At 74.6% G+C, this 11,524-nt stretch carries 7 protein-coding genes and 1 pseudogene; 3 read left to right on the forward strand and 5 right to left on the reverse strand.

Annotated elements, in window-relative coordinates:
• Window positions 1–14: 14 nt before the first annotated feature.
• A complete protein-coding gene (locus ACSNOG_RS07305; protein ID WP_382047898.1) occupies window positions 15–1,664 on the reverse strand; it encodes a CTP synthase in 1,650 nt (549 codons plus the stop codon).
• A gap of 448 nt (window positions 1,665–2,112) precedes the next feature.
• On the opposite strand from ACSNOG_RS07305, the gene ACSNOG_RS07310 reads away from it, so the two are divergent.
• On the forward strand, window positions 2,113–3,915 hold the full coding sequence (locus tag ACSNOG_RS07310; RefSeq protein ID WP_436751720.1) for a glycoside hydrolase family 15 protein: 1,803 nt from the start codon (window positions 2,113–2,115) through the stop codon (window positions 3,913–3,915).
• A 193-nt stretch (window positions 3,916–4,108) separates the two neighbouring features.
• On the opposite strand, the gene ACSNOG_RS07315 is transcribed toward ACSNOG_RS07310, so the two are convergent.
• A complete protein-coding gene (locus ACSNOG_RS07315) occupies window positions 4,109–5,416 on the reverse strand; it encodes an MFS transporter (protein ID WP_436751721.1) in 1,308 nt (435 codons plus the stop codon).
• 161 nt (window positions 5,417–5,577) lie between these two features.
• On the opposite strand from ACSNOG_RS07315, the gene ACSNOG_RS07320 reads away from it, so the two are divergent.
• A complete protein-coding gene (locus ACSNOG_RS07320) occupies window positions 5,578–7,182 on the forward strand; it encodes a PucR family transcriptional regulator (protein ID WP_436751722.1) in 1,605 nt (534 codons plus the stop codon).
• An 83-nt stretch (window positions 7,183–7,265) separates the two neighbouring features.
• A complete protein-coding gene (locus tag ACSNOG_RS07325; protein ID WP_436751723.1) occupies window positions 7,266–8,105 on the forward strand; it encodes a pentapeptide repeat-containing protein in 840 nt (279 codons plus the stop codon).
• Window positions 8,106–8,134: 29 nt separating this feature from the next.
• Here ACSNOG_RS07325 and ACSNOG_RS07330 read toward each other — a convergent pair whose 3' ends face one another.
• The 3 genes and pseudogenes from ACSNOG_RS07330 to ACSNOG_RS07340 form a co-directional block, all read right to left on the reverse strand.
• Window positions 8,135–9,247, reverse strand: a complete 1,113-nt coding sequence (locus ACSNOG_RS07330; RefSeq protein WP_436751724.1) for a glycosyltransferase family 4 protein — start codon at window positions 9,245–9,247, stop codon at window positions 8,135–8,137.
• Window positions 9,248–9,388: 141 nt separating this feature from the next.
• The gene (locus ACSNOG_RS07335; RefSeq protein WP_436751725.1) at window positions 9,389–10,147 is read right to left on the reverse strand and encodes a hypothetical protein; all 759 of its coding nucleotides are present in this window, start codon (window positions 10,145–10,147) and stop codon (window positions 9,389–9,391) included.
• A 474-nt stretch (window positions 10,148–10,621) separates the two neighbouring features.
• A pseudogene (locus tag ACSNOG_RS07340) lies at window positions 10,622–11,524 on the reverse strand (DNA repair protein RecN); the annotation flags it as partial.

Consider the following 11,524-nt stretch of genomic DNA (forward strand, 5'->3'; position numbering starts at 1 on the left):
GTCAACCGTATAGGTCAGCCCTGCTGCCGCTCGACGGCCGCCTTCACCAGGCCCGCGAAGAGCGGGTGCGGGCGGGTCGGGCGGGAGCGCAGCTCCGGGTGGGCCTGCGTGGCCACCAGGTAGGGGTGGACCTCGCGGGGGTACTCCACGTACTCCACCAGCTTGTTGTCCGGGGAGGTGCCCGAGAAGACCAGGCCGGCCTTCTCCAGCTCCGCGCGGTAGGAGTTGTTCACCTCGTAGCGGTGACGGTGGCGCTCCTCCACGTAGGGCTGGTCGTCGTAGACCTCGCGGACGATGGAGCCCTCGGCGAGCTTGGCCGGGTACATGCCCAGGCGCATCGTTCCGCCCATGTCGCCCTCACCGGCGACGATGTCCAGCTGCTCGGCCATGGTGGAGATGACCGGGTTGGCGGTGGCCGGGTCGAACTCGGTGGAGTTCGCGCCCTCGATGCCGGCCAGGTTGCGGGCGGCCTCGATGACCACGCACTGCAGGCCCAGGCACAGGCCCAGCAGCGGCACCTTGTTCTCGCGGGCGTAGGTGATCGCGCCGACCTTGCCGTTCACGCCGCGGTCGCCGAAGCCGCCGGGGACGCAGATGGCGTCGACGTCGCCGAGCTGGGCGGCGGCGCCGGCGGGGGTCTTGCAGTCGTCGGAGGCGACCCACTTGACCTTGACCTTGGCGCGGTTGGCGAAGCCGCCCGCGCGGATGGCCTCGGTCACCGACAGGTAGGCGTCGGGCAGGTCGATGTACTTGCCGACGAGCGCGACCGTGACCTCGTGCGAGGGGTTGTGGACGCGGTCCAGCAGGTCCTCCCACTGGGTCCAGTTCACGTCGCGGAAGGGCAGGTCCAGCTTGCGCACGACGTAGGCGTCCAGGCCCTCGGTGTGCAGGACCTTCGGGATGTCGTAGATCGACGGGGCGTCGATCGCGGCGACCACGGCGGCCTCGTCGACGTCGCACATCAGCGAGATCTTGCGCTTGATGGCGGTGGGCACCTCGCGGTCGGCGCGCAGCACGATCGCGTCGGGCTGGATGCCGATGTTGCGCAGGGCGGCCACCGAGTGCTGGGTCGGCTTGGTCTTCAGCTCGCCCGAGGGGCCGATGTAGGGCAGCAGGGAGATGTGGACGACGAAGACGTTGTCCCGGCCGACCTCGTGACGGACCTGACGAACCGTCTCCAGGAACGGCAGCGACTCGATGTCGCCCACCGTGCCGCCGACCTCGGTGATCACGACGTCGACGTCGTCGGTCGCCATCCGGCGGATGCGGTGCTTGATCTCGTTGGTGATGTGCGGGATGACCTGCACGGTGTCGCCCAGGTACTCGCCGCGCCGCTCCTTGGCGATCACCGAGGAGTACACCTGGCCGGTGGTGACGTTCGCACTGCCGTCGAGGTCGACGTCGAGGAAGCGCTCGTAGTGACCGATGTCCAGGTCGGTCTCGGCGCCGTCGTTGGTGACAAACACCTCACCGTGCTGGAAGGGGTTCATCGTGCCCGGGTCTACGTTGAGGTAGGGGTCGAGCTTCTGCATCGTGACCCGCAGACCCCGGGCCTTGAGCAGCGCGCCCAGGCTGGAGGCCGTCAGTCCCTTGCCGAGCGAGGAGGCGACACCCCCCGTGACGAAGAGGTGCTTGGTCGTCGTGGGCTTTGCGGCAATGGCCAAAGGGGGGCTCCCGTGGTCGCGAGTGGAGGGTGCGTACCGGCGCCCACCCGGAGTTTTCGGGGGTGCCGTCGCTGCGGTTGGGGGGTCTTGCGCCCACCGGTCCACGGGGTACCAGGGTATCAGCGCCCCGGCCCGGCCGCGCCCGGTGACGCGTCCGGGGCCGCTGCGTGGCCCTGCGTGGCGGCCCTGTCACAGGCCACCCATTCGGCTCAGATTCGTCCTCCAACCGTCGCGCGTCGCACCAACTCCGCGTCGTATCCTGCTCGGACACATGCAGCGAGCCGGCCGGCACGGCATCATCCCGCCCTCCCCCAGCCACCTCCCCCAGCTACCGCTGGAGGTGCTCCCCAGGGGAGACGCACCATTCCGGAACAGAGCTCGTCTAAAGATCGCTTGACCGCAAGAGGACCCCTCCGGGGTCATGTGGCGCCGTTCGACTGGAGATGACGTGGCCGGGCGTATCGAGGATTACGCACTCATCGGCGATATGCAGACCGCCGCCCTTGTCTGCCGGGACGGCACGGCCGACTGGCTGTGCCTCCCCCGATTCGATTCCCATGCCGCGTTCGCCGGTCTGCTCGGCACGGAGGAACACGGCTTCTGGCGGGTCGGCCCCGCGCACCCCTCGGGCGCGGCGCCGCCGCCCGCGGACCGCCGCCGCTACCGGGGGGACTCCCTCGTGCTCGAATCCGAGTGGGACACCCCGCGCGGCACGGTGCGCGTCATCGACTTCATGCCGCCGCGCGACGGCGCGCCCCAGCTGATCCGGATCGTGGAGGGCGTCAGCGGGCGGGTGCAGATGCGCTCCGCGCTGCGCATGCGCTTCTCCTACGGCCGGGTCGTGCCCTGGGTGCACAAGGTGGGCGACCGCACGGTGGCCGTCGCGGGCCCCGACTCGGTGTGGCTCGACACCACCGCCGACACCTTCGGCAAGGACCTCACCACGTACTCCGACTTCACCGTCTCCCCCGGTGAGCGCGTCGCCTTCACCATCAGCTGGCAGCCCTCGCACGGCGAGCCGCCGGCCCTGCCCGACCCGGAGGGCTCGCTGGAGGCCACGGAGGAGTTCTGGCGCGAGTGGGTCGAGCACTGTACGTACCACGGGCCCTACCGGGACGCCGTGGTCCGCTCCCTGATCACGCTGAAGGCCCTCACCTACGCCCCCACCGGCGGGATCGTGGCCGCGCCCACCACCTCGCTGCCGGAGGAGATCGGCGGCGTCCGCAACTGGGACTACCGCTACACCTGGCTGCGCGACGCGGCGATCACCCTCTCCTCCCTGCTGCGCACCGGCTACCGCGAGGAGGCCCGCGCCTGGCGCGAGTGGCTGCTGCGCGCCGTCGCGGGCGACCCGGAGAACCTGCAGATCATGTACGGCATCGCCGGCGAGCGCGAGCTGGGCGAGGCCGAGCTGCCCTGGCTGCCCGGCTACGAGAACTCCACGCCGGTCCGGGTCGGCAACGGCGCGGCCGACCAGCTCCAGCTGGACGTCTACGGCGAGGTCACCGAGGCGCTCCACCTGGCCCACATGACGGGCCTCGCCCGCAACGACTACGCCTCGCTGCTGCAGCTGCGCCTGATCGGCTACCTCGAGGACCACTGGACCGAGCCGGACGAGGGCATCTGGGAGGTGCGCGGCCCGCGCCGCCACTTCGTGCACTCCAAGGTGATGGCCTGGGTGGCCGTCGACCGCACCATCAAGCTCATCGAGTCCGGTGACGTGGACGGGCCGCTGGAGCGGTGGCGCGAGCTGCGCGACGACATCCACCGGGACGTGTGCGAGAAGGGGTACGACAAGGAGCGCAACACCTTCACCCAGTCCTACGGGTCGAAGGAGCTGGACGCCTCCCTGCTGCTGATTCCGCAGATGGGCTTCCTGCCGCCCGACGACAAGCGCGTGATCGGCACGATCGAGGCGATCCAGCGGGAGCTGTCGACGCCGGACGGCTTCGTGCTGCGCTACCCCACGGCGGGCGAGGAGGCCGGCGTGGACGGCCTGGAGGGTGACGAGGGGGCGTTCCTGGCCTGCTCCTTCTGGCTCGCGGACGACCTGGCCATGATCGGCCGCGTCGACGAGGCGCGGCAGCTGTTCGAAAAGCTGCTGGGGCTGCGCAACGACCTGGGTCTGCTGGCGGAGGAGTGGGACCCGCGGCTGCAGCGCCAGGTGGGGAACTTCCCGCAGGCGTTCAGCCACGTGCCGCTGATCGACACGGCGCTGCGCCTGACGGCGTCCAGCGCGTTCGGGGGTTAGGGGCGGCCCTCGGGGTTCGGGCCCCTCCCCCCAGGCGGTTCGGCACCGCCGGTCTCCGCCGGTCTCCGCCGGTCTCCGCCGGTCTCCGCCGGTCTCCGCCGCAGTGGCTGATCGCCGCTGCGGCGGGCTCAAAAGCGGGCTTTCCGCCCGGAGCCGGGCCGAACGCAGTGACTAGCGCCACCGAACGCGGCGACTAGCGCTTTCGCAAGCCGAAGTACAGCGCGCATCCGCTGACCGGCACGACGAGGACGGCCGCGGCGGCGTTCAGGCCGCCGTAGCCGCTCATGGCGACGAACGCCCCCGACAGCGCCCCACCGGCCGCCCCGACCAGGCCCATGAGCATGTCGGAAGCCCCCTGCACCTCGGCCCGGTGCGCCGCGTCCACCGATTCGCTCAGCAGCGTGGACGCCGCGACCGTCGCGCACGACCATCCGATGCCCAGCAGGAACAGCCCGGCCGTCACCGCCCACCGGCGGTCGCCCGCCGTGCCGGCGAGGAGCGTCGCGGCGACGTAGACGACCTGCCCGGCCAGGATCACCGGTACCCTGCCGAACCGGTCGGCCGCCCGGCCCACCAGAGGCGAGAACGCGTACATGCCTGCGATGTGCAGGCTGATGGTGAAGCCGACGACGCTCAGTGATGCCCCGTGGTGAGCGAGGTGCACCGGTGTCATCGTCATCACCGACACCATCACGGCATGGCCGAGGACCAGGGCGACGAGCCCCGTCAGCGCCGAGGGTGATGCGGCCACGTGTCGCAGGGCGCCGCTCATTCGGGTAAGGAAGCGGGCCCCCGGCTCGGGCGTTTCGCCCGGGTTCAGGCGGGCGGCGAGGAGCATCGGGTCGGGGCGCAGCCGGGTGTGGATGAGGGCCCAGCCGAGGAGGTAGGCCACGCAGGAGAAGACGAAGGAGCCCGCCTCCTCGGGCAGCCCGAGGGCACGGGCGACGACGGCGCCCGGTCCGCTCAGGTTGGGGCCGAGGACGGCACCGATCGTCACCGACCAGACGACCAGGGACAGGGCTCGGGCCCGCCCGCCGGCCTCCGCGAGGTCGGTCGCCGCGAACCGGGACTGCAGGTTCGCGGCCGTCCCCGCGCCGACCAGGAGGAGCCCCAGGAAGGCGAGCGGCACCCAGCCGAGCGGGGCGGCCACGAGGACGACCAGCGAGCCCGCCGCGGCGATCAGCGTGCCGGTGCCGAGCCCGGCGCGGCGGCCGCGGGCCCGGGAGAGCGCCGCGAGCGGGACGGAGAGCATGGCGGCGCCGAGGGTGACCAGGGTGGTGGCGAAGCCGGCGGCGGCCTGCGATCCGGTGAGCCGCTCCACGAGCAGGCTTCCGGACGAGATGACGGCCCCCATGCCGATCCCGATGAAGACCTGGGCGGCCATGAGGACGTTGACCGTACGGCGCTGGACGGCGGCGCGGTCGGGCGGGACGGCGGCTCTTCCCTGCTCCGGGGATAAGCCGGAGGGGGCGGACTCGGGGCTCTCGGGCACGGCGGTCATGCGGGACAGGGTAGGTGGGGCGCGGCGCGGTGCCTACGGCGGCGGCCCTGCGGCCTCGGGCCCGCAGAGCCGGCCCGGGCAGGAACGCGCGGGAACGGGCAGGTACGTCCCGCCGCAAGGCCCGTCTGACAACCGGGCCGGACGGCCGTTAGGTTCCGGTCATGGAACACACCCCGCAGGGCACCATCACCGTGGCGCGGGCCCTGGCGCTGCCCACCCTGCGCAAGGGACTCCCCGAGGTGCTCGCCGCGGGCGACGGGCTCGACCGGCCGGTGCGCTGGGTGCACGCGGGCGAGGCCCCGAACATCGCCGCGCTGCTCAAGGGCGGCGAGCTGCTGCTCACCACCGGTCTGGGGGTGGGCAGCCGCCCCGCCGAGCAGCGCGCCTTCGTGCGCGGGCTGGCGGAGCGGGGCATCGCGGCGCTGGTGGTCGAGCTGGGCGCGCGCTTCACGACGCTGCCGGCCGCCGTGGTGGACACGGCGCGCTCGTGCGGGCTGCCGCTGGTGCAGCTGCACCGGGAGGTGCCGTTCGTCGCGGTGACCGAGGAGATCCACACCGAGCTGGTCAACGAGCACTACGCGCTGCTGCGGCGCGCCGAGGAGGTGCACCGGCGGTGCACGGAGGTGCTGCTGGGCGGCGGCGGGGTGCCGGAGGTGCTGCGGCTGTTCGCGGGCTTCGCGGGCAACCCCGTGTTCCTGGGCACGCCGGACGGCCGGCTGCTGTACGCGGCGGGGCCGGAGGGTGCGGCCGGCGGCTCGGATCCGCTGCAGGTGTGGGAGGGGCTGCGGTCGGCGGGGATGGCCGGGGCGGTCGTGACCGACATTCCCGGGACCGGTCCCGGCCCGGGCGCGGTACGGGCCCGGCTGACCGTCCTGCCCGTGGACGCCCCGCTGGCGCCCGTGCACCGCATCGCCGCGGACCGCACGGCCGGGCTTCTCGCGGTCGTCCTGCTGCAGGCCCGCCAGGAGGAGGAGCTGGCGGCGCGCGGGCGCGGCGACTTCCTCTCCGACCTCGCCGAGGACCGGGTCCCGGCGGCCGACGCGCCCGCGCAGGCCAGGGTGCTGGGGTTCAGGCCCGGGCCGGGGCCGCTGCTGCCGCTGGTGATGCGCCCCGCCACCGACCTGGCGCCGGCGGACGGCCGGGCCGCGCTGGCCTGCGCGGTGCAGGAGGAGCTGGCCGGGGTGGGAGTGCCGGTGCTGCTGGGCGTCCGGCTGCCGGAGGGGCGGGTGCCGCTGCTGGTGGGCCTGCGCGACGCGGCGGAGCGGGCGGCGGTGGCCGGGCGGGTCGCCGCGGCGCTGCGGGCGGGCGCGGAGCGGGCGGGGTTCCCGGCGCCCGTGGTGGTGGCCGGGGCTCCGGCGACCTGGGAGACGGCCGGGGCCGGGCTGCGGCACGCGGCGGAGGCGGCGACGGCGGCCCAGGGGCTGCCGGACCGGCCCTGGCACGACGTGCGCCGGCTCGACGTGGACGTCCTGCTGTGGCGGCTGCGCTCGCAGGGCGACCTGGCCGCGTTCGTCGACCGGGTGCTCGGCCCGCTGATCGCGCACGACGCCGCCGCCCGGCCCGCGCTGCTGCCCACCTTGACCGCGTACCTCGCCCACGCGGGCCGCAAGGCGGAGACGGCGCGCGAGCTGCACCTCAACCGCCAGACGCTCTACGACCGGCTGGCGCGCATCGGCCGGCTGCTGGGAGTGGACCTGGAGGACCCGGAGACGGTGCTGTCCCTGGGCCTGGCGCTGCGCGCGCGGCGTCACACGGAGTGGATCTGAGCGTCCCGCCGAGCGGATTTGACCTGCGCAGACGCCCCGGGCTCTACTCGAACGGGGAGAGGAGCCACACCACAGTGACCGGGATGAGCAAGAGTGAGGCGGCCGGCGTCGCCGCGGCGGACCGCGAGGACCTGCGGGCGGATTGCGGCAGCTGCTTCGGGCTGTGCTGCGTCGCGCTGCCCTTCGTCGCCTCGGCGGACTTCGCCGTGACCAAGGACGCGGGCAAGCCGTGCGGCAACCTGCAGCAGGACTTCCGCTGCGGTATCCACACCAAGCTGCGGCAGAAGGGCTTCTCCGGCTGCACCGTCTACGACTGCCAGGGGGCCGGGCAGAAGGTCTCCCAGGTCACCTTCGGCGGCCGGGACTGGCGGCAGGACCGCGGGACCGCCCGGCAGATGTTCGCCGTCTACCCCGTCATGCGGCAGCTGCACGAGCTGCTCTGGTATCTGGTCGAGGCCCTGACCCTGCCCGCGGCCCGGCAGGTCCACGCCGAGGTCCGGCGCGTCCACGACGCCGTCGAGCGCCTGACCCACGAGAGCCCCGAGGCGATCCTGGAGGTGGACGTGGCGGCGCGCCGGCAGGAGGTCGGCGAACTGCTGCAGCGCACCAGCGAGCTCGTACGGGCGCAGGTGCCCGGCAAGAAGAAGAACCGGCGCGGGGCCGACCTGATGGGGGCCCGGCTGCGCGGCGCGGACCTGCGGGGCGCCAATCTGCGCGGGGCGTACCTGATCGCCGCGGACCTCGCCGGCGCGGACCTGCGGACCGCCGACCTCCTCGGGGCCGACCTGCGCGACGCGAACCTCGCCGGGGCCGACCTGACGGGGAGCGTCTTCCTCACCCAGGCCCAGCTCAACGCGGCGCGGGGCGACGGGGGCACGAAGCTGCCGGCGGCGCTGAGCCGGCCGGGGCACTGGCCCGCCTGAACGTTCCGCCTGCCGGACGCCGGTGCGGGCTATCCGCCCGTGGCCAGCTCGTCGTAGACGCTGAGGACGTGGGCGACCGTGTCGTCCTCCGTGGGCCAGGAGGCCGCCTGCGCGCGGCCGGCCGCGGTGAGCTCCGCGCGGCGGGCCGGATCGGCCAGCAGGCGGGCCACCGCACCGGCGAGGGCGGCGGCGTCTCCGTAGGGGACGAGCTCGGCCGCATCGCCCACGAGGTCGGGGACGCCGCCGACGGCCGTCGCCACCAGGGGGACGCCCGCGTGCAGCGCCTCCTGGGCGAGCAGGGAGCGGGCCTCCCAGCGGCTGGGCAGGATCGCGACGTCGGCCGTGGCGAGCAGCTCGGGGACGTCGTCGCGGCGGCCCACCAGACGGACCGGGAGGTTCTCCTCCTCGATGCGGTGCTGCAGCAGCGGCCGCTCGGGGCCCTCGCCCGCCACGATCAGCAGCGGCTCCGGATCCAGCTCGCGCCAGACGCGGGCGGCGTCCAGCAGGAGGCCGTGGCCCCGGCCGGGCTCCAGACGGCCCACGGTAACCAGCAGCGGGCGGGCCACCGCGCCCAGTTCGGCCCGGGTCTTGTCGCGCGGCTCGTCGTCATCGGGGGCGTGGCGCGGGGCGGGCACGGCCACGGGAGCCAGGCGGGCATCGCGCGCGCCGCGCAGCCGGGCCCGGTCGACCAGCTCGGACGTCACCCCGAGGACGACGGCCGCGGCGCGGGCCGCCCTCCGCTCCATCAGGCGCAGGAACTGCCCACGGGCGCCGCCCTCGTGACACGTGGTGTGCCAGGTGACGACGAGGGGCGTGGTGCGGCCGCGGAGCGCCAGGGCGGCGAGGACGGCGGAGCGCAGGCCGTGCGCGTGCACCACGTCGGCGTCGGCGCTGGCCGCGCGGATGCCCGCCACGGCCAGGGCCTCCGGCCGGGCCCACAGCGGGGCGAAGGCCGCGCCCGCGGACGTGAATCCGTACCCCTCGTCCGTCTGCCGGGGCGCACAGACCGTCACCTGCAGCCCGCGGGCCACCAGCCCGGCCGCCAGGGAACGCACGTGCGCGCCGCTGCCGGCTCCCCCGCTGCCCAGCACTTGCACCGCGTGCAGGGGCGGCCGCCCGGGGGGCGCGGGTGTACTGCTCACGCGGGGAGAACTCCTGATTCGGCGTCGGCATCGGGGAGGCGTACGGCGCAGTGCTGCCGCCCAGGATGCCAGCGTCCGCCGACATCACGGGACCACCGTCTCGCGGGTTGAGCGCCCTACCTCGCCCGCGCATCCGCGGATTCACTCACATAGGTGATTTCTGGCGTCCATCGCCAGGGCCGTGCCCACCAGGGCGGCCGCGTGCAGGGCGAGCCCGGCACGGCCGTTGCCCGCCACGACGGCGAGCCCGAGACCCGCCCCGAGGGCGTGGGCGCCGGTGTCGCCGAGCATGGTCCGCTCGCCGAGATCCTCCGCGATCAGGGCGGCCGCCGCGCCCATGGGTGCGGCCGCGGCCCCCGCCGAGGCGGGGCGTGCGAGGCCGGGCGCGGCGAGCGCGAGCACGGCCCCGGCGGCCCGGCCCGGCCGCACGTCCAGCAGGTTGACGAGGTGGGCGGAGCCGGCGATCACCACCGCGGCGAGCGCCTTGTCGAGTGGCCGCTCCTTGACGACCGCCCCGGCCACGGCGGCCGCCGCCCCGACCCCGAAGAGCTTCACGGCGCCACTGGTGACCTCACCGCGCCGCAGGGCGCCCAGGTGCGCCCGGAAACCCCGCCGCGGGTCCCCCGCTCCCGCGAAGTCGTCATAGGCCCCGCAGGCACCGGCCGCGAGCACGGCCAGCGCCCCGGCGGCCCGCGCCTTCGGCGGCAGGGCGGGCGTACCGGCCAGGGCGAACACGGTCCCGGCGACCGCGGCCGGCCCGGCGTACAGGTCGACCGTGCGGCCGGCGTGATTGGTCCGCCGCCACCGCCCGGCGTCCCGGCGCCTGCGCCGCGCCCCCTCGTAAACCCCCCGCGCCACGACTGCCCCGCAGAGCGCCGCCGCCCCCACCATCTTGATCATCCCCCGACTGTACGAGCCCCGCCGCCGACCGCACAGGTGTCACCCACCACAGGCGGCCCTGGCACCGCCGGACAGCGCGAGGGGGGGGTTGCTCGCCGCGGCGGCGGAAGGGGACAGCCGGCATCCCAGGTGGCCGGTCTCTCCGCCGACAGGCAGGAGGCACTACCCCCGCCGCAACGGTCATCAGCCACGACACAGCACCCGGCGGAGCCGAGCCCGCCCCGCGACCGAGCGGCAGACACTCCAGCAACGACCGGCCCCTGCCACCGACAGGCAGGACAGGCCGGCCCACCAACCCCATACCGCCCGGCACTACCCCCGCCGCAGCGGCGATCAGCCACGACGCAGCAATCCGGCGGTGCCGAGCCCGCCCCGCGTTCGGGCGGCAGGCGCTCCCGTGACGGGCACCGGCGCCGTTCTGCCCGGCCGTAGCGGGCGGCCCGGCGCCGAGGCCGACGGATGTACCCGGAAGCGTTACGCCCCTCCGGACGTGCCCCGGGCCGTGGCGAGGAGTTCTTCCGCGTGGGCGCGGGCCAGTTCCGAGTCTTCCTGGCCCGCCAGCATGCGGGAGAGCTCGCGGATGCGGTCCTCGCCCTCCATCGCCTGGACGCCGCTGCGCGTCACCGACCCCTCGTGGGTCTTCTCCACCACCAGGTGCCGGTCGGCGAAGGCCGCCACCTGCGGGAGGTGGGTGACCACCACGACCTGGGCCGTGCGCGCGAGGCGCGCGAGGCGGCGGCCCACTTCGACGGCCGCCTTTCCGCCGACGCCCGCGTCGACCTCGTCGAAGAGGTACGTGGGCACGGGCGCGGAGCCCGCGAAGACGACTTCCACGGCGAGCATGACGCGCGAGAGCTCACCGCCGGACGCGCCCTTGGCGATGGGCCGGGGCAGCGCGCCGGGGTGGGGGGCGAGAAGCAGTTCGACCTCGTCGGCGCCGTGCGGGCCGTAGGCGACGGCGCGCCCGCCGACCTCGATGCCGCTGTCCGCCTCGCCGGCCTCGGTCTGCCGGATGGAGAAGCTGACGCGCGCGTGCGGCATGGCCAGCTCCGCGAGTTCGGCGGTGACGGCGTCGGCGAAGCGCTGCGCGGCCTCGGCCCGGGCGTCGCTGAGCGCCTGGGCGAGCCCGCCCAGCTCCGCGCGCAGCGCGTCCCGTTCGGCGGTCAGCTCCTCGATGCGCTCGTCGTCCCCGTCGAGCTCGCCGAGCCGCTCGGCGCCGCGCTCGGCCCAGGCGAGGACTTCGGCGATGTCCGGACCGTACTTGCGCGTCAGCTGGGTGAGCGCGGCGCGCCGCTCCTCGACGGCCGCCAGCCGCAGCGGGTCGGCGTCGAGGTCGGAGGCGTATCCGGCCAGTTCCCCGGCGACGTCGGACAGCAG

It is taken from the genome of Streptomyces sp. URMC 124 (assembly GCF_051386455.1).
Classification (GTDB): Bacteria; Actinomycetota; Actinomycetes; order Streptomycetales; family Streptomycetaceae; genus Streptomyces.

What these genes read in the sequence shown, in the direction of transcription:
- ACSNOG_RS07335 (WP_436751725.1), bottom strand. Translation starts at nt 10,147, where the DNA reads ATGATCAAGATGGTGGGGGCGGCGGCGCTCTGCGGGGCAGTCGTGGCG.
- ACSNOG_RS07325 (WP_436751723.1), top strand. Translation starts at nt 7,266, where the DNA reads ATGAGCAAGAGTGAGGCGGCCGGCGTCGCCGCGGCGGACCGCGAGGAC.
- ACSNOG_RS07320 (WP_436751722.1), top strand. Translation starts at nt 5,578, where the DNA reads ATGGAACACACCCCGCAGGGCACCATCACCGTGGCGCGGGCCCTGGCG.
- ACSNOG_RS07315 (WP_436751721.1), bottom strand. Translation starts at nt 5,416, where the DNA reads ATGACCGCCGTGCCCGAGAGCCCCGAGTCCGCCCCCTCCGGCTTATCC.